This window comes from Acidiferrobacter thiooxydans, from assembly GCF_003333315.1.
GTDB classification, from domain to species: Bacteria; Pseudomonadota; Gammaproteobacteria; order Acidiferrobacterales; family Acidiferrobacteraceae; genus Acidiferrobacter; species Acidiferrobacter thiooxydans.
In genome coordinates this window covers 1211005-1229467 of sequence record NZ_PSYR01000001.1, presented here as the reverse complement: position 1 = coordinate 1229467, position 18463 = coordinate 1211005, and the positions used below count along the sequence as shown (strand labels likewise).

The 18463-nt window shown below is 59.2% G+C and carries 16 protein-coding genes and 1 pseudogene; 2 read left to right on the top strand and 15 right to left on the bottom strand.

Annotated elements, in window-relative coordinates; all coding sequences use genetic code 11:
• The 10 genes and pseudogenes from C4900_RS06155 to C4900_RS06110 form a co-directional block, all read right to left on the bottom strand.
• A complete protein-coding gene (locus C4900_RS06155; RefSeq protein WP_114282827.1) occupies positions 1-1908 on the bottom strand; it encodes an NAD(P)-binding protein in 1908 nt (635 codons plus the stop codon).
• 21 nt (positions 1909-1929) lie between these two features.
• Complete coding sequence (gene dsrK / locus C4900_RS06150) at positions 1930-3420, bottom strand: sulfate reduction electron transfer complex DsrMKJOP subunit DsrK (protein ID WP_114282657.1); 1491 nt, start codon at positions 3418-3420, stop codon at positions 1930-1932.
• Complete coding sequence (locus C4900_RS06145; protein ID WP_211306792.1) at positions 3417-4100, bottom strand: respiratory nitrate reductase subunit gamma; 684 nt, start codon at positions 4098-4100, stop codon at positions 3417-3419. The genes dsrK and C4900_RS06145 overlap by 4 nt, the downstream gene beginning before the upstream one ends.
• A gap of 167 nt (positions 4101-4267) precedes the next feature.
• Entirely contained in the window at positions 4268-4600 is a 333-nt protein-coding gene (locus C4900_RS06140; RefSeq protein WP_114282655.1) for a TusE/DsrC/DsvC family sulfur relay protein, read from the bottom strand.
• Positions 4601-4627: 27 nt separating this feature from the next.
• Positions 4628-4918, bottom strand: coding sequence for a sulfurtransferase complex subunit TusB (gene tusB / locus C4900_RS06135; protein WP_205736245.1), 291 nt, complete (start codon positions 4916-4918; stop codon positions 4628-4630).
• A gap of 27 nt (positions 4919-4945) precedes the next feature.
• The gene (gene tusC, locus C4900_RS06130; protein ID WP_065972343.1) at positions 4946-5335 is read right to left on the bottom strand and encodes a sulfurtransferase complex subunit TusC; all 390 of its coding nucleotides are present in this window, start codon (positions 5333-5335) and stop codon (positions 4946-4948) included.
• Positions 5336-5346: 11 nt separating this feature from the next.
• Positions 5347-5706, bottom strand: coding sequence for a sulfurtransferase complex subunit TusD (gene tusD / locus C4900_RS06125; RefSeq protein ID WP_065972344.1), 360 nt, complete (start codon positions 5704-5706; stop codon positions 5347-5349).
• Positions 5707-5719: 13 nt separating this feature from the next.
• Positions 5720-6787 carry a dissimilatory-type sulfite reductase subunit beta gene (dsrB, locus tag C4900_RS06120; RefSeq protein ID WP_114282653.1) on the bottom strand — a complete coding sequence of 356 codons (1068 nt, stop codon included), beginning with the start codon at positions 6785-6787 and terminating at the stop codon, positions 5720-5722.
• Positions 6784-8042, bottom strand: a pseudogene (gene dsrA, locus C4900_RS06115) (dissimilatory-type sulfite reductase subunit alpha). Before dsrA ends, dsrB begins: the two are co-directional and overlap by 4 nt.
• Positions 8043-8235: 193 nt before the next feature.
• Positions 8236-8790 carry a hypothetical protein gene (locus C4900_RS06110; RefSeq protein WP_114282648.1) on the bottom strand — a complete coding sequence of 185 codons (555 nt, stop codon included), beginning with the start codon at positions 8788-8790 and terminating at the stop codon, positions 8236-8238.
• A 197-nt stretch (positions 8791-8987) separates the two neighbouring features.
• Between C4900_RS06110 and C4900_RS06105 the strand changes: the two genes are divergently transcribed.
• Positions 8988-10100: an IS110 family RNA-guided transposase gene (locus C4900_RS06105; protein WP_114282560.1), complete on the top strand. Its 1113-nt coding sequence runs from the start codon at positions 8988-8990 to the stop codon at positions 10098-10100.
• A gap of 386 nt (positions 10101-10486) precedes the next feature.
• On the opposite strand, the gene tnpA is transcribed toward C4900_RS06105, so the two are convergent.
• The 3 genes from tnpA to C4900_RS06090 form a co-directional block, all read right to left on the bottom strand.
• Entirely contained in the window at positions 10487-10918 is a 432-nt protein-coding gene (tnpA, locus tag C4900_RS06100; protein WP_114282646.1) for an IS200/IS605 family transposase, read from the bottom strand.
• 119 nt (positions 10919-11037) lie between these two features.
• Positions 11038-11529 (bottom strand): NUDIX hydrolase, encoded by a 492-nt coding sequence (locus C4900_RS06095; RefSeq protein WP_170132431.1) that lies wholly within the window; start codon positions 11527-11529, stop codon positions 11038-11040.
• Complete coding sequence (locus C4900_RS06090) at positions 11529-12209, bottom strand: hypothetical protein (protein WP_114282642.1); 681 nt, start codon at positions 12207-12209, stop codon at positions 11529-11531. The genes C4900_RS06095 and C4900_RS06090 overlap by 1 nt, the downstream gene beginning before the upstream one ends.
• A gap of 153 nt (positions 12210-12362) precedes the next feature.
• Between C4900_RS06090 and C4900_RS06085 the strand changes: the two genes are divergently transcribed.
• Complete coding sequence (locus C4900_RS06085; protein ID WP_114282640.1) at positions 12363-13271, top strand: sulfotransferase family 2 domain-containing protein; 909 nt, start codon at positions 12363-12365, stop codon at positions 13269-13271.
• Positions 13272-13536: 265 nt separating this feature from the next.
• Here the strand turns inward: C4900_RS06085 and C4900_RS06075 are convergent, their stop codons facing one another.
• Positions 13537-17262, bottom strand: a complete 3726-nt coding sequence (locus C4900_RS06075) for a glycosyltransferase (RefSeq protein WP_114282636.1) — start codon at positions 17260-17262, stop codon at positions 13537-13539.
• Positions 17262-18302, bottom strand: coding sequence for a methyltransferase domain-containing protein (locus tag C4900_RS06070; RefSeq protein WP_233431948.1), 1041 nt, complete (start codon positions 18300-18302; stop codon positions 17262-17264). The genes C4900_RS06075 and C4900_RS06070 overlap by 1 nt, the downstream gene beginning before the upstream one ends.
• Positions 18303-18463: the final 161 nt, after the last annotated feature.

Below are 18463 nucleotides of genomic sequence, written 5' to 3'. Positions count from 1 at the left end.
TCACTCCCCCAGGCCCATCTGGATATAACCCGCCGGGCAGACATCGGCGCAGATGTGACAGCCGATGCAGCGCGTGTAGTCGGTGGTCACGTAGTAGCCGAGCGCCGCCTGATCGCGCGGCACCTTCTTCACCGCCACCTGCGGGCAGAACACCACGCAGTTATCGCACTCGAGACACAACCCGCAGCTCATGCAGCGCTTGGACTCGGCCACCGCCTGCGCCTCATCGAGCACGGCGATGCGCGTGCCGCCCTCGGCGAACAGCTCGGAGAGCCTGCGCTCCGTACGCTCGATGCGCGGGGTCGTGGGGAAGTGTGCGAGGAACAGGGCATCGGCCTCGATCACCTCGCGATGCGCGCGGTTCTCGAAGTTGTGCACCGCCGCCGGGCTCGTCACCATGCCATCGACGGGCTTTGCATTCTTCGGCAACGTCTCGCGGATCTCGAAATGTCGCTTGTCGACGTGCGGTCGGCGCACCACCGGCTGGCCGTTCAGGAAGGCATCGATCCCTTCGGCGGCCACCGCGGCATGCCCTACGGCGGTCGCGAGCAGATGCGGCACGATGATGTCGCCGCCCACGAAGTGCTTGGGGTACCCTATGACCTGCAGACCGGGCCCCGGGGCGATGGCGTGGCGGCCGTTATCGAGCATCTCAAGACCGGTCATGTCGGCCATCTGACCGATGGCGAACACCACGAGATCGGCCTCGATCTCGATCTCATCGCCGGGGGCGCGCACACGCTTGCCCTCTTTCGTGTGCTCGCAGGGCGCAAAGCGCACCCCGCAGGCCCGGTGGTCGCGGTCCAGGGTCACCGACAGCGGCATGATGTTGCCGATGATCGCGACATCGAGCGAACGCGCGTCCTCGACCTCGCGCTCGGCGGCCTTCAGCTTCTTGGTCGGCAGGACCGATGTCAGGGTCACCTTCTGGCCACTGTGGATGGCCGCCTGCGTGACCATGTCGGCGGTATAGGTGAGCGGCGAACCGTCGGACTTCATCCCCGAGAAGCCGCCGATCTTGCGTGCCACGGTAGTGACATCGATCGAGGTGTCGCCGCCCCCTATGACCACGATGCGCCGCGGCACCGACGGCAGGCGCCCCTCGTTGAACTCGCGCAGGAACTCTATGCCGCCGATGCAGTTCTCGGCATCGGCCCCGGGGATCTCGGGGATACGCCCCACCTGCGTGCCGATCGCCCAGAATACCGCGTCATACTCACGATCGAGCTGCTCGAAGGGAATATCCTGCCCCACGCGCACGCCGGTCTTCACGGTCACGCCGAGATCGAGGATGCGCTGGATCTCGCCGTCGACGACCGCAGGCGGCGTGCGATAGTTGGGCAACCCGTAGCGCAGCATGCCACCCAACTGCTCGCGCGACTCGAAGATCGTGCACGCATGGCCTTTGAGGCGCAGCTGATAGGCGCACGCGAGCCCCCCGGGGCCGCCGCCGACGATGGCCACGCGCTTGCCGCTCTCCTTCGCGGGTTTAGCGAACGTGAAGCCTGCCTTCAGCGCGGCCTCACCGATGAACTGCTCGACGGCATTGATGCCGACCCGGTCCTCGACCGCCCGGCGATTGCACGCATCCTCGCACGGGGCCGGGCACACATAGCCCATGATCCCCGGGAACGGGTTGGCGCGCGTGAGCCTCCGGAAGGCCTGCTCCTGCCATGTGACGCCCGGCGCGGGCTTGTCGAGGCCGCGCACCGCATCGAGCCAGCCGCGGATGTCCTCGCCCGCCGGGCAGCCGTTCTGGCAGGTCGGCGTACGCTGCACATAGACCGGGCACTTGTAGGACCAGCCGGCCTTGAAGATGTATTCCTGCCACGACTCGGGCGTCGTATCCCCGTCCTGGTAGCGGCGGAAGGTGCGGCTCGACTCCGCGGTGTGCGTTTCATTGGCCATGCTCATCCCCTTATATGACGGCTATTCTTTGGCACCCAAAACAATGGCATCCCCGACGAGCTGATGGACACTCACCACCATCTCGCGCGGCAGTCCGTAATACGGCAGCACCTTGCTAAACTGCGTCTTGCAGATCGCGCAGATCGCCGCCATGTGCGTCACCTTCTTGTCCTCGACCACGGCGTTCAGGGCCTGCAGTCTGGGCAGGGCGCCCTTCACGCGCAGCTCGATGAGGTCGTCGGTCAAAAGCCCCCCGCCGCCCCCGCAACAGAAGGTGCGATCCCCAATGGTCGCGGGGTCCATGTCGACGTAATGCGCGCATACCGAGCGGATCACCGAGCGCGGCACCGTGAACTGGCCGCCGGGACGATCCCCCATGCGCGTGGCGCGCGCCACGTTGCACGAGTCATGGAAGGTCACGACCTTGTCGTCGTTGGCCGACATGTCGAGCTTCAAGGCCCCGCGCGCGATCAACCCTTCGGTCACCTCGCAGATGTGCTGCGGGCGCGGGTAGCGCGGGTCAAGGAAGTCGAGCGGCCCTATGAGCGTGCCCCAGAAGGCGTAGGCCACGCGCCATGCGTGCCCGCACTCGCCGACCACGATGCGCTTGACCTTCAAGGCGAGGGCGGCGTCGCGCACGCGCTGCGCGACCTTCTGCATCTGCTCGCGGCTGCCGATGAACATCGCGAAGTTGGCGGCCTCCGAGGCCTGCGAACTCAAGGTCCAGCTGATGCCGGCCTGATGGAAGACCTTGGCGTAGCCTATCAGCCCGTCGATATGCGGCTCCGCGAAGAAATCCGCGGACGGCGTGATCAACAGCACCTCGGCCCCGACCACATCCACCGGGAAGCGCACGTCGACCCCGGTGGCCTCCTTCACATCCTCTTCCAGGCCCTCCACGGTATTGCGCAACGCAGGCTCAGGCAGCCCCAGGTTGTTGCCGATCTTATGGACCTTGCCCAGGATCTCGTTACAGTACTTCTGCCCCACCCCCACCGAATCGAGGATCTCGCGCGCGGCCATCGACACCTCGGCGGTGTCGATACCAAACGGGCAGAACACCGAACAGCGCCGGCACTGCGAGCACTGGTGATAGTAGCTATACCAGAAGTTCAGCACCTCTTCGGTGAGATCGGTGGCCCCCACGAGCCACGGCAGGTAGCGTCCCACCCAGGTGTAATAGCGCCGGTAGACCCCGCGCAACAGGTCCTGGCGCGCCACCGGCATGTTGCGCGGATCGCCGGTCCCCAGGAAATAATGACACTTGTCGGTGCACGCCCCGCATTTGACGCAAGAGTCGAGATAGACGCGCAAGGCCCGCGAGCCGTCCACGAGCTCGCCGAGCCTGCGGATCGCCACCTCCTTCCAGTCGTCCACCAGCGTCCCCGGGAATCCCAGCGCCGCCTGGTGCTCGGGCGAGGCCTTGAAGGGCTTCAAGTGGCTCATGGCCCCCGGATGGAGCTCCGGGGTCGGGACGTAGTCCTGAAGGACCGGGACCTCGATGTCGCTCATCGCACCCCCTCACGCATGGCTGGGGCATGCGCCGGCGGCCGCTCCTCGGCATCGCCCACCGTGACATCCCCCGCGCCCTGTGCCTCCAGGCGGCTCGAATCCACCTGGTTGCGCGTGGGACTGAAGAATACCCCCGGGGCATGCATAAGCTTGCTGAACGGGAAGATCACCATGAGCCCCGCCACCGAGGCCACATGCACCAGGATCAAGGGGCTTAGCGGCAAGGGCTTAAGCTGCAGCGCCATGAGGCCCTGGATGAAGGCCTTGAAGCCGACGATGTTGGCCCGGTCGACGAAGCGCATGAGCGCGCCGGTGCTGGCGATCACAAGCAACAGCGCCAGCATCAGATAGTCCGAGGGCGCGGTCACGAAGCGCACGCGGGCGATCATAAGTCTGCGACCGAGCAGGCCTGCGAGCGAGATGAGCAACACGAACGCCGCGTAGCTCCCGAACGGCGACTCGAGCACCAGCCACTGCGGCACCGGCACGAGCACATAGCGCAGATGCTGGATGAGCACCAGCAGCAGGCTCACATGGAAGAGATAACTCCAGATCCACGCCCACTTATCGCCCCGAAAGAGGCTCGCAAAGAGCACCACCTCGCGCCCCAGGCGCACCGCCACACCGCTGCGCGTGCGCGGCGCCGGCATGGTCGGTATGCGCAACGGCGCAGGCGTCATGGCGTAGATCCCGATCTTGTAGATGACCCCCCCACCAACACCGTGAAGGCCACGTACAAGAGCACCGCATACGCTATGGTCCACGCCGACATGACGCCCTCCTGCTGCCCCTACCCGGAAGCCCGTGCGGCGGATTGGCCCTCGCCGATCCGGCCGCACGCCTGACCCTAAATACAGCCCGTGGGCTTCGGCAGCCCGGCGATCTTGCAGGCCTGCTTGGCCGGCCCGTACGGGAACAGGTCGTAGAGGTACTTGTTGTTGCCCTTGTCGGGTCCCAACTTCTTGCCGATCGCCTTGGTGAGCACGCGGATCGCCGGCGCGATCTGGAACTCGTTGTAGTACTCGCGCAGGAAGTTCACGACCTCCCAGTGATTCGGGGTCATCTCCAGACCCTCGCTTTTGGCGATAATCGCCGCCAAGGGCTCGCTCCAATCCGCGAGATTGACGATGTAGCCTTCCTCGTCGGCCGCTATCGTCTTGCCGTCGACTTCATATGCCATGATGGACTCCTCACCCCGTTGATTGCGCTAAAGCCACGATTGCACGGCCTCGTGCTCGGTCACGAGCCGCACGAACCCCGTGTAATCCACTGTCTGTATCCCCTTCACCAACCGCTCCTCGCTGATCCCGCGGGCCATGAGATCCGGCCCCAGGACATACACCGCATGCCCCTTCAGGCACTCGGCGAGCAGGGCTGCCGGCGCGCTCCCCGCGGTCGCCCCCACCACCGCATCCTCGATCAAAAGCACCGCCGCGCCGGGGGCCAGATGCCCCAGGCACTGCGCGAGCGTCGGGCTTGCGAATGGTGACTTGTTCACGGTATGCAACATCTCTCCCCCGATCGCCTAAAAGGACAGCACCACGTCCTGCTGACTCATGATCGCCGCCATCTCGGCGCGCGATACGACATTCACCGGCACCACGAAGCCGTCCTCGGACAGACCCCGCTCGACCAAGGACTCGCGCTCCACATAGAGCTTGGTGATGTCGTAGTCATCGAGCGCGCGGTAGGTCGGCGAGAAATTCTTCATGCCGATCCCCGAGGGGTCGTTACCCGCCAACACCTGGTAGACGCCGTCGTCCAGAAAGGCGAGGCTCACGTCCTGGTCGAAGGCGGCACTAATCAACACCACCTCCAGGGCCTCCAGGGCATAGATCGTGCCGTAGGGGGCCTTGCGGTTCACGAACAGGAAACGCTTGACGATTCCTGGTGTGTCGCCGTCGTCTTCGCTCATCACCCCTCCCCTTAGTCCCCGAACACCACGAGCCTGTCATTCTGGATACCGGCCTCCACGAGCTGCCCGAGCCCCGAGATCCGGAAGCCCTGGGCGAGATTCTGCTCGCGGATACCGCGCCGTAGCGCCGCCGCCACGCACACCACGAGATCGACCTCGTACTGGCTGGCGAGCTTGCCCCAGCGCTCGACGATCTGGCGATCGTCGCGTGGGGGCTCGGTGAGCGACGAGCCGTTATAGACCCCGTCGTGATAGAAGAACACCCGCGTCACCTTGTGCCCGGCCTTCAACGCCGCCACCGCGAACTGGTAGGCGGAGTCCGAGGCCTGATGGGTATACGGGCCTTCGTTCACCAGGATGCCGATCTTCATCCGCCCCTCCCGCCTAGAAGCGCAGGTGCGCCGAGGCGTTCAAACTCCCCCGCCCGCCGCGCCAGTTGTCGATATGGAACTTCGTGAACGGCAGCCCCGAGAGCTCGAAGAACCGCGGCCAGCCGATACGCTCGATCCACTCCCCGAGGCGCTCCCAGTCGTGGGCATCGTCCTTGTAGGCATGGATAATGGCCCTCACCACCGCCGCCACCTCCGGCCAGCGGGGCGGATTGTTCGGAAGATTGGCCACCGCGAGCTTATGGAAGGTGGGCTTGCTGCGCGCATTGGCGTGCTTGCCACCCACCCAGATCGCGATCTTGGAGTTCTCCGGATCATTGATGAGCATCGGCGGGCACGGCGGATAGCAGGCCCCGCAGCACATGCACTTGCGCTCGTCGATCTCCAGAGACGGCTTACCGTTCACAAGCGCCGGGCGGATCGCCGCCACCGGACAGCGCGCCACTACCGTCGGCCGCTCGCAGATATTGCCCACCGCGTCGTGGTTGATGCGCGGGGGCTTGGTATGCTGGATATTGACGGCGATATCGGCCTGGCCGCCGCAGTTGATCTCGCAGCACGAGGTCGAGATGCGCAGCTTGTTTGGCATACGCTCGTGGATGAACTCCTCGTGGAGCTCGTCCATCAAGGCCTTCACTACCCCCGAGGCGTCGGTCGCCGGGATGTCGCAGTGCAGCCAGCCTTGCGTATGCGAGATCATGGAGATCGAATTGCCTGTCCCGCCGACCGGGAAGCCGGCCTTGCCCAGGGCCTCGATGAGCGGCGCCACCTGCGCCTCACTGGCGACCATGAACTCCACGTTGCTGCGCGAGGTAAAGCGCAGGAAGCCGTCGGCATAGCGGTCGCCGAGGTCGCACAACGTGCGGATGGTATAGACGTCCAACTGGCGCTGGGTGCCGGCACGCACCGTCCACACCTCGTCCCCGCTCATCGCTACATGGTGCAGTACCCCGGGGCGCGGGCGGTCATGCCACTTCCAGGCCCCATAGTTCTTCTTCAACAGCGGATGCAGATAGGGGTCGAGTTCCGGTACCCCCGACTCCACGGCACGGCGTGCGCTCATGACTGACCCCCCTTGTTATGCGCCCCCTGACCCTTGCGGCCCTCCTCATAGGCGGCCACCGCCGCATCCCACTCGTCCATGCGGACGTAGGGATTGGTGCGCGGATGGCTGACCATGTTGGGGTCGATCGGCAGGCCTACGCCGTCCATAAAGTTGGCGAAACCGATACGCTCGATCATCTCGCCGGTACGCTCGTGCTCCAGGGCGTTATCGGCGAAGAACTCCATGACCCGGCGCCCGATGTCGACCAGCTGCTCGTAGTCCTCGTCGGTCTTCAAGGGCAGGAACGGCACGATCACAGTCCCCATGAGGTCCCCGATCTTCAGGGTACGCTTGCCCCCCAGCAGCAACGCCACGCCCCGATCGTCGCCCGGATGCAGGGCCTTGGTCATGACATTGATGCAGTGCATGCAGCGCACGCAGTTGCGATTATCGATCTTCAGGGTATCGTCGTCGGCGAGCTTAAGGCTATGGGTCGGACAGCGCGTGATCACGTTGTCGATGACATAAGACCGCCCGCGCTCCGCCACGAAGGCCTTGACCTCTTTCTGGTCGACCTTCATGTCATCGCGCCACATGCCGATCACCGCCATATCCGAGCGCTGGATGGCGTTCGTGCAGTCGTTGGGGCAGCCTGAGAACTTGAACTTGAACTTATAGGGCATCGCCGGACGATGCATCTCGTCCAGGAACTCATTGATCACGAGCCGGTGGGCGCGTGGCTCGTCATAGCAGGAGTGCTCGCAGCGCGCATGGCCTACACAGGACATCGAGGTACGCAGCGCCGGTCCCGCCCCACCCATATCGAAGCCCATGTCGTTCAAGGCATCGAAGGCCGGCTGCACATTCTTCGAGGTGCAGCCCTGGAACATGATGTCGCCGCTCTGGCCGTGCAGGGCGATGAGCCCCGAACCGTACTCCTCCCAGACGTCGCACATCTTGCGCAACACCTCGGTGGTGTAGTGCATGCCGGGCGGCGGCATGATGCGCAGGGTATGGAACTCGGCGGACGCCGGGAACTTGTCGGCAACCTCGGAGAAGCGCGGAATCACGCCCCCGCCGTAGCCTATCACCCCCACCGTGCCGCCCTTCCAGTAGCCCTTGCGGGTCTCGTAGGAATGCTCCAGCTGACCCAGGAGGTCTTTCATGACCGGGGCATAGGGCTTGGACTCGTCTTTGGCGAGCCGCTTCAAGCCGGTTACAAAACTCGGCCAAGGTCCCCCTCGAGCTTGTCGAGCATCGGGGTCTTCGGCATCTTCTTTCCGTCTGTCATTGCCACTCCTTACGCAAGGGCTAAGGCATGACCGACAGACTACGTAACACCCTCCAGACCGCCTATGCCCCAGAGGGGATAGAATGATTCCGGGAGGGATATCTCGTCAGGGGTAGCTCTAGACCACACTAACTTACGTTCAATACCTTCACGTCACCGCAGTCCGGCGTTGATCTCACTTGACTATGGCGTAGTACAATAAAAAGGGTGGCAGAAAATACAGCAAGCTCCCACAAAAATGCTCCCTGGCCCCTATTTCCCCGCGCACCGCTCCACAACCAGGCCGCACCGAATGTCCCCTCTTATTGTACTCATTCCCGTTTTTCTGCCCCGGGTCATCGGCCGCGTAAAAGAAAAAGCGATCACCATCAGTGCGTATTGCCAGACAACCTGCGAATATACGGTAAAACCCTGCCCCTACCATACCCAACAACAGTATCAGAATCTCCCACTTAAACTGCATCAATGTACAATATGGCGGATTCAGTCGCGGAAAACGCTCAATCTTCCCCAATATCCATAGATAGTAAAAAGTCGGCGCCACATTCAAGAACGCCGTCCCTACCAAAAACCTCCCGCAGGCCCTTCCGTCACCACCAACCATTGCGGCGGTATCAAACGCGCTATAGCTGCGCGCCGATGCGATATTAGCCGCAAAATATAGAGCAAATACCGCTGTAAAAAGTGTCGTGCCGTCCACATTACCCCCAATCAGCCCCTTGACGCTCACGCAAATAAACCCGCCGTGCTCACATGACGGGCCACCTGGGTAAACATCCCCCGGCAGAGCCGGGGGCTTTAATTTGTGAGCCGCTCAAAGCGGCTATAGACATCATGTATTGACCTGCCCGGCCTCAAGCGACGTGGATTAAGCTTGAGGTCGGGAAAACCACCATCAGCTCAGAGCCACAATTGAGGGGGCAGGTCATGACGAAGTTTAGCAAGTACATAGGCTTGGATACACATAAGGACACGATAGCGGTGGCTATTGCCGAGGCCGGCCAGAGTAAGCCGCGCTACTACGGGGAGATCGCCAACACCCCGGAGGCGGTGGCCAAGCTCGTGAAGAAGTTGAGCCCGGCCGGTGAGGTGCTGTCGTTCTGCTACGAGGCCGGCCCCTGCGGCTACGGCATCCACCGGCAGTTGACCCATCTGGGCCATGCCTGCGCCGTGGTCGCCCCCTCGCTCATCCCCGTAAAGCCCGGGGATCGGGTGAAGACCGATCGCCGGGATAGCGAATCGCTCGCCCGCTTGCATCGCGCCGGCGAGCTCACGGCGGTCTGGGTCCCAGGACCCGAGCAAGAGGCGGTGCGCGACCTCACCCGCGCCCGGGAAGACACCAAGGCCCTCGAGCGGCAGGCCAAGCAGCGCCTATCGGCCTTTCTCCTGCGTCATGGTCGCCTCTATGCCGCGGGCAAGACCAAATGGACCAAGGCCCATGGTGAGTGGCTCATGACCCTCAAGTTCGAGGCCCCCGTCCAGCAGAACGTCTTCCAGGAGTACGTCGATACCGTGGCCCATCTCACCGGCCGGGTGGCGGCCCTGGAAGAGGAGATGGTGCGGGTCCTGGACGATTTCTCATTAGCCCCCATCGTGCGCGCCTTGATGGCGCTGCGCGGCATACAGCTCGTGACGGCCCTTACCGTGGTCGCCGAGATCGGGGATCTCACGCGCTTTACCTCGCCCCGGCAGCTCATGAGCTATCTGGGGCTCGTGCCCTCCGAATCCTCCAGTGGCGCCACCACCCGCCGCGGCGGCATTACCAAGACCGGCAATGGGCACGTCCGGCGGGTGCTCACCGAGGCCGCCTGGTGCTACCGCTTCCCGGCGCGCAAGACCGCGCATCTGCAACGGCGGGCCAAGAACACCAGCGATCCCGTGCAGGCCATCGCCTGGAAGGCCCAGAAGCGGCTCTGCGGCCGTTACCAGCACCTGATCCGCGCCGGCAAGATCAAGGTGCAGGTGTGCACGGCCATTGCCCGTGAGCTCACAGGCTTCCTGTGGGCCGTGGCCTGTGCCGTCCAGACGGAGACCCAGTAACCAACATAGCGCATAAGACTTCGAGTATACTATAATTGTCAGTGTGACTGGTAAACTATTAACCATGAGACGTGAGTCTTTATATCAAGGCAGGAGTGGCCCGGTGGGAGAATCCTCGGCCCCCCTATGAGGCGCCGATTCAACCCGGTGACCCTCGATTATAGAGCGAGGCAGCTCCACGACGAAGCGAAGTCAGGCGGTATCCAACCCGCGTATATCAGAGTGATCGACCGTCGTTAACAGCCGCTCGTGCCTTGACTCAAAGACTTACGGACAAAAGGAGCGAAAAGACAAAAGAAAACCCATACCAGTAGTTGACAGGTCAATACATATCAGGGGGTCGCTCACGCGGCCCCGGTTCTTGGGGGCCACCGCACGGTGGCCCATCAACGCCACAGGTTCATTTGGTCCAGGCGCTGATCTTCTTGCTCTTGGTTTCTGATGTACTCCCGGATGGTGGCCTCATCGCGCCCGACCGTGGAGACAAAGTACCCTCGGGCCCAGAAGTGCTGCCCGACGAAGTTGCGTTTCCGTTCCCCGTACACGCGTGCCAGATGAATGGCGCTCTTGCCCTTGATGTACCCGACCACCTGTGAGACTGCGTACTTGGGTGGAATCGATATCATCATGTGCACATGATCTGACATCAGGTGGCCCTCCTCGATCCGGCTTTCCTTGCGTTCTGCCAGATTGCGGAATATTTCGCCTAAGTGCTGCCGCAGCTGGGCGTATAGCGTTTTTCGGCGACATTTCGGAATAAACACCACATGATATTTGCACTCCCACTTCGAGTGGCTTAGGCTTTGGTACTCGTCCATCGTGAAATTTCCTCTTCGTTAGCTTGGCGGCTCACGAATGGGAGTTTCGTCGATGGACTCCCCTATTTGTCAAACTTTTACTGCCTCCCCGGCAGAGCCGGGGGGGCTCCCTTTGTAGGCTAGCTCGATCTCATTTTCAATTTCAAAAACAAATATCCCGCCAACGTAAACCCATCCGTCACATACCCATCTGTCACCTTCCTCTCGAATTCATCGTAGGAGCACAACACCACGCGCGTGACTTCATCCGTATCCAGACGCTCAGCCCTATTTTCTTTTGCCACACCGAAATACACATCCACGACGCTCGTCAAAATCGCCGAATTCGGTCGCACCTTCCCCAGGTATTTAAGATCTCGCTCCGATACACGAAACCCCGTCTCCTCGAACGCCTCTCGAACTGCACATGCGGCACTTGTTTCCTGCCCTTCTCCGTACCCTCTCGGAGTCGCCAAAAGTACGCACCCGGCAGCTACTCTGTACTGTTCTATCAGGACCAGTTGGCCCTGAAACTCGATAAACACAACCGCTGCATTATGTGCCATCGGCTCGTCAACGTAATGAAACTTGCCTTTCCTAATTACCCTAAACCACTGGTTCTTATATTCCACTATTTCTTGATCTCCACTCCTATCCATTTTGCCACACCCCTCTCCATCCTCGCCCAAGTCGATATGCCTTCTAGGCCCGCTCTTGTCTTCTCAGCCATTGCCTCCGCGAAGTATTCCGTTCCATATTCCTTCGCCCAGCCCAAAAGTCCTGAGAGCCCGCCTGAATGAACGAATTGCGCCATTCGAATCGCCTCCCGCGCCACCTCTATCGGCCGATCATAGACGCGGGCGACCAATACGGTCGTCAGCAATGCAGGCAGCTTCAACCTTCGGATGCCGTCACTTGCGAAAGCCTCACCGCTTCGAATGAAAAGCGAGTTATACGCCGGGTCCACGAGTTCTACACGCAAAACCCTTGCCGTATCGGCATCGTTCGCGAACTCCTCGCCTATATGCCGATACCAGTCGGAGCGCGAGGATAGTCCGGCACGGCCCACTAACCGTGCCAGGAATTCCTCACTGATTCCATCCGGCATTGTCGCATCCCTGTAGCCCTGTACACGCCCCGCTATTTCTTCTGAAAGCGCTCCTGGCATCAGCACTATGCGCTCATGTTGCGCCTGAATCTTTTCCAGGAAAACGTCTATACGCGCCAGCCGTGTCTTTATAGCCTCCAACTGACTAGGTGCAAGATCTCGCTTCTTCTTGACATCGGTACCGTCTGATGTTGGGATATGCATGGAAAATCACACAGAACAATCAGATAGACTCCTTTCTGGAGATGCACCTTGCGACAGAATGATGCCCATTTTTTGGATTCATGCGTTTACGCTACGAGATCATCGAAGCGCTGAGAAGTATACTTTTGTGAGACTCTTGCGTGGTATACCACAATGACCTTTGTATTGCCGATTTTTAAACACCATCAACCTGTCCGACGCAATCCACACTATCCCCTACTTTTCTTGCATATCCCTAAGAGCGCTGGCACTAGTCTGGCCACTGGTATTCAGAATGCCATTCATCCCAATTCATCGATTATAGGTGGTTTAGATGGTATTTTGTTTGGGCATTTTACTGCCTTCTCGGAATTCTCTTCCATAGAGGCGTCTCGCGTCTATGTAGGGCAGAATCATCTTCCCGCACAGGCCGATCTTGTGACCGGACACTTTTCATATAGCCACCTAACTAAAGTCTATCCCCGCGGGCAGGTAATCACCATTCTACGCGAGCCAACATCGCGTCTCCTTTCTCACTGGCTATTTTGGCGAAGTCACAACCGCGATGAACTGGCGGGCGTTGGCAGTTGGGCCGACATTGTTCTGCGAGCTTATGATCCACTGGGTAAATTTCTAAATGACAGAGATATCTATTGTCAAACAGACAATCTCAGCGTGCGCATGCTGCTCTCACCACATCCACTTATTCCTGTCCAAGATCCGATTGATCCTCATAACGATACACAATTATTGATGGATGCACAGAAGAAACTAAAACGATTTGCTTTTGTCGACGTGCTAGAAAACTCGGATATGGCGAAAAACCTACAAGACTGGTTAGGAGTGCCTTTTCAGCTTCCGCACAGCAATGCCACTAGACAAATAAATATCCGGACCAGTCTTTGCGGGGAATTGGATAGTGAGACATTATCGCTACTGGAAACACGCACTCGTTTAGACCGGGTACTCTGGCATGAGATCGTGCGCCGCCAACAGCCAGGTATCAACTCGCACTCTTTGGAGCGTAATGCCATCATGCGCAGTTTTTCTCGTAGCGAGCGACTTCTCACGGGGGGCACGTAAGGTCTACACGATACCGCATCGGGCGGCATTGCACCGTTTCTGCCAAGCGGTCCCCTCGGCAGCAATGGCCGCTTGCTCCCCGTCACGGCGGGCCACCCACTGGTGTGAGGGGATACTGATTTCCATCTCGGCCATATTGAGACAGCTCGCACGCTTCGGGGTGTAGTGGAAGTCAATGCGGGAGAGGAGACGCTTGGCGGCCGCCACCCGAGCATCTCGTCGAAGCTCTCGCGGAAATGGATAATGATTGCCGGGTTCAATTCGATCACCCCTCGTTGCCCGCTAGATCGGCCTCGGGCAGAATTACAGTAAGTAGTTTCTGTGTGCTCTGACGCCACGTAAGCAATGGCATATTTTCGGATGATGGCGCTTTGTCCTGCGCATGTCGCGTCAGCCAGTCTCGGACTGCCTTGGCCAAATCCTCAGGAGTGAGCCCGGTGAAATAGAAAGCGTAATTACCTGCCACCTCACGGAAAACAGGGATGTCGCGGGCGATGATGGGTAATTTGTATTGTGCGGCCTCAATCAGCGGCAAGCCGTAACCTTCGCCTTCGCTAGCCGCGATCAAGCAGGTGCTGGCTGCGTATACCTTTTCAAGGCATTCATCGCTGATACCCTCCAGCCAGAAGAGCCGTTTATGCAATTCAACGTGCGTTTTCAACTGCTTAATGAGCGCCTCAACCATCCAGCCCTGCTTGCCGACGATCACAAGATTAACATCCTGTCCCTGCGCCCATAACTCCTCGAACGCAGCGAGAGCTTGAGCATGCTTTTTCCGCGGTTCAATGGTTCCTACCATCAAAAAACTGGGCCGATCTGCCAACTGCGTCAAGCAGACATGGGCTTCTTCAAGTATGCCCTTGGTCGGTTTCGACTGGTCCATATCCGCGCCCAGATGAAACCAACTGATTGAAAATTTACGTTGTCGAGTGAGGCCGTTTTTCCCAAGCCATTCTTTTAGCTCATCTGCTACCGCCTGAGAAATACAAATGGCACCATCGTTTTCGGCCACCACCCTTAACCAAGCCAGATGCGACTCCTTTGCACCGGCAGGAAAGGCTGTGGGGAGGAGAATCGGCAACAAATCATACACCACGAATTGCACCTGTACCCCGTGATTACGCAGTTGCTGATAAAACGCCTGCCGCGCTTGCACCACTTGCGGCTGCAAGTCCAACCCTAAAAACAGATCGCCAGACTGAAACTCTACCGGATCGTCTGCCAAAATGGTTTCCGGGCATTCTAAGAAACGCAAGGTGAATTGACGGGCATAGCGGTAACCATAATCAGCAGTCGCATAGATAGGTTCCACTCGGTACCCGGCTGGCGGATGAGCGAGCAACTGTTGGAGGATGCTGCGTACCACACGCTGAATACCGCTTCTTGCATCGCGTTCAGCCAGTTCTGAAATATCCACCAACAATAGGTGAGCCGACTTTTTTGGTCGATTTCGCGCCATACACATAGCCAATGCCTGCAAGCTCGCATCGTCCGCGTCGTGAGGCAGTTCCCCGACCTGCGCCATGGCCCCGAAATGACCAGCGTTTGCCCGGCCATAAACCTTTTCCATTGTCTCGTGATATTGCTCAGCGCAAGCGCGTGGGGAATGACGGGTTAGGATGGTCTGCCGTGCCCTTTTACCCATTTGCATGCGCCGCGTGTCATCAAGCCACAAGGTTTCCAGCGCATGAACTAACTCGGCGTTACTAAATTCGTCTTGCAGCATCCATACGGCATCTTGCGGTAAATGAGCCATTGAGCCATTGGCATTGACGATGGTGACAAGTCCATAATTCATGCAATCGAGCACAGTACCCGAAGTTTCTCCTCTCGACAGGGTACGCAACTGTACGGAGAGATCCGCAGCGGCGAGATATTGCCGATAGGCGATAGTATCGGCCCATCCGGTAATATGGATTCGTTCACTACACCCACTGCGGCGGATGGCGGCCATAAGGCTTGCACCATAGTCGCCGTCGTGATTCTCTCCCACGAATATGAGTTGGCAACGCGTATCATGCGCCAGTGGCGAGGCGAGCCAAGCTTCAAGTAACCGGTGGTTAAGTTTGTGACGCCCAAGAACACCAAAGCTGCAAACGACAAAAGCAGCTCCCGGTAGTTTCAGGTCCCGTCGGGCTTGCCAGCGATCAACCCCATGTACAGAGCTGCGCAAATGCGGGATGATTGCCCAGTCATCCGCAGCGCCTGACCCGTACCATTGTTTGGCGAGACGACAGGAAAAATCACTATGAACGATGACGCCTAGCGCGCCATCCAATACCTCACGACTACAGGGATAATCCCATATTACCGATTCGTGGTTATCCCGCTTGATACGCTGCTCCAGTGCTGCATACCCATGGCTGTAGTAGAGTGACCGCGTCCAGTATCCTGGGCGTCTTCCAGTATGGTCCAGCCAGTGGACGACTCCGGAGAGAAAAAAGTCGTGCAGCACCACCACACCCGGCACAATCGCCAGTAAGTCGAACATGTGCTGATGGAAGTGCGAGTTACCAAAATGGTATAGCACCCGGTCGTATCGGTGGACGTTCTCGCTTAGCCACGTACTAGTACGAACGGAGAACAAACTCCGAAGCCATGCGGGTTGTACCGTTTCCTGATCGGTGATGATCTCGATATCGTAAAAGCGGGATAACTCAGGCAGCAACTCGGAACTATAATCACTAATGCCGCTTCTTTCCGGCGGCAATGGCGAGACATAAGCGAGCTTGGGGCGAGGCATGCTCTGCGGAGGGATGGCGGCGGGTCCGATTTGACGCGCATCCAGCGCCTCCAGCGCAGCAATGGCACACCGCGCACTGTCGTCCCAGGAAAAGCGCTCTGCCTGTTGCAAACCATGTGCGACGAGTTGCCTCCGGAACTCCTCATCCGTCAAGACCCGCGTGAGTTTGCTGGCGATGCTCGTGACATCGAAGGGATCGAACAACGCCTCTTCCCAACCCACCACTTCTGGAAGGCTAGAGGTATTGCTGGCAATTACCGGTGCACCACAGGCCATGGCCTCCAGGGCGGGCAGGCCAAACCCTTCGTGCCAACTGGGGAAGACAAAACCCGCACAAATATGATAGAGGGCAATCAGATCGTCTTCTGGAATATAGCCCGTGAGCACGACTGCGTCGGCGGCTAAATTATGTTTTCGTGCATGCTGCATGACCGTCGCCCTAGCCGCTTCGTCGATCTTACAGACAATCGCTAACTGGTGGCTTTTTCGCAGAGCTTCTGGAAGCAGAGCAAAGGCGGCTATCAAGCCTTCGATATTTTTGCGATGGTCGGCGCCTCCTGTGTACATCACGAAAGGCTTGGTCAGACCAAGGCGAGCACGAGCACCAACGGCAGTTTCCGTTGGAGTATCCCTCTGCCTAAACTGAGGGTCCACCGCCGTCCCCACATTTACTACCTGTTTAACAGGGAAACCGAGGTGGTCTATGGCTTCCTGTCCCGCAGATGCGGAGATAGCCAGCAACAGATCGGCCCGGCGTAAGTGGCCTAGCTTAGCTTCATACCATTGCTCAACCACGGCATTTTCCAGATATGGCCGGCGATAGATGAGCGGGATCAGATCATAGAGGATGACGGCAGTCTGGATGTGGTGCAGAACCCCAACGCTGGTCACAGCGTTATCCCTCAGACCTTCAAACAGGCTGGTTACCATAATCACATCTGGCTTCAAGTCGGCCAGGAATGCCTCACGGATAATCTCCGCCGCCCGGCGACGCCAGCTATTGGCCTCATCCATCATGTGCACAGGCGCAGGAGAACACCACGCGCAGATATTCTTCTGTGGCAGGAGGCCATCAAACTTAGCTCGGATTGGTTCGATGGTTTCAGGAAATAGGTCGTTGAGCATAAGGAGAATTTCATGCTCGCCCCGGTTACGTACAATGGCTTGCGCGATTGCAATTGTATATCGACCGATGCCCCGTAAACGGTTTCCCGTCTGCGCGCCCTGCATATCAATGACGATGCGCATCAGCTATTTCCCTTCTGATGACGCTCGATGGCAGTTTTAAGATTAGCATAGATCTGACGGGCGTAAGGGGTAAGGTGCGCGACAACAACTGGCCCGCTTGGGGGTTGATCCGGTAGCATTGTCGCGCCGCTAACGACTCGAAACAGCCGTGATCTTAAACCAGGAAACCAGTTTAAGAGGGTTAAGGACGCTTTCTTGAGCCACGGGCGCCTACGGATGTAAGATGCGGCATGCTGGATCAAACTTTTCGCTCCGGACTTCCAAGGATTCGCGCGTAAGCCGCGCGCGACCGAACCAAGGCAACGCAAGGGTGTGGTAAAACGCGAGGAAGTGCTGTTCAGTAAAGCCGTGGCGCGAGCTTCGGCCTGGGTGGCGCGAGCTTCGGCCTGGGTGGCGCGAGCTTCGGCCTGGGTGGCGCGAGCTTCGGCCTGGGTGGCGCGAGCTTCGGCCTGGGTGGCGCGAGCGCTGATTGAACCGTCGTAGCGTTCAGCTAAGATGTTAAGAGATAGTCCATACTCTTGGTTAAACGCCCGGTCGAAAAGCACCAAGGTTTCGTTAGGCGCCGCTTTTTGCGCAACGACTGCATAGTCGGGACTGGCCCCCCGCAGCACATCGTTCAGAGTCGGTGATTCGTTTGCCGCCAACTCCTTGGACTCCTGGAGGCGCAAAATCTTGGTGCGAACAAACCCATAATACTCCGGCAAAAAGGAGAGTAGTTGAGGAGGTATCGGCCGCAAATGCGTCGGATCTAGCCAGAAATTACAGGTGGCAACGACGATATTTTCGGGGTTTGGGGTCTCCATAATGAGTAAACCGCCCGGCTTCAATACACGAAGTGCACTGGAAACCACCGTACGCAGCTGATCAAAAGAAAGGTGTTCGACGACATGAAAGGCGGAGACGACAGCCTGGCTCTCGTCCGGGAGCGTAGCGAGATAAGCGACTCCGTCGCCCTGCTGTGCAGGTAGGCTTCGCTCGCGGCAGCTTTGCAGCATTTCCTCATCTTGGTCAATACCGAGTGGTGAACAAGCCTCATCCAACAGGAATTCGAGCCATTCGCCTCGGCCGCAGCCCAAATCAATAGCGGGGGGGCAGGATAAATAGTCTTTAACGGCAAGATAAAAGGGCCGTAAATAGCAAGACGGGCCAATATCAAATCCCTTGGACCGCGGTACTTCTCCTCAAAAGCCCTGTAAAAGTT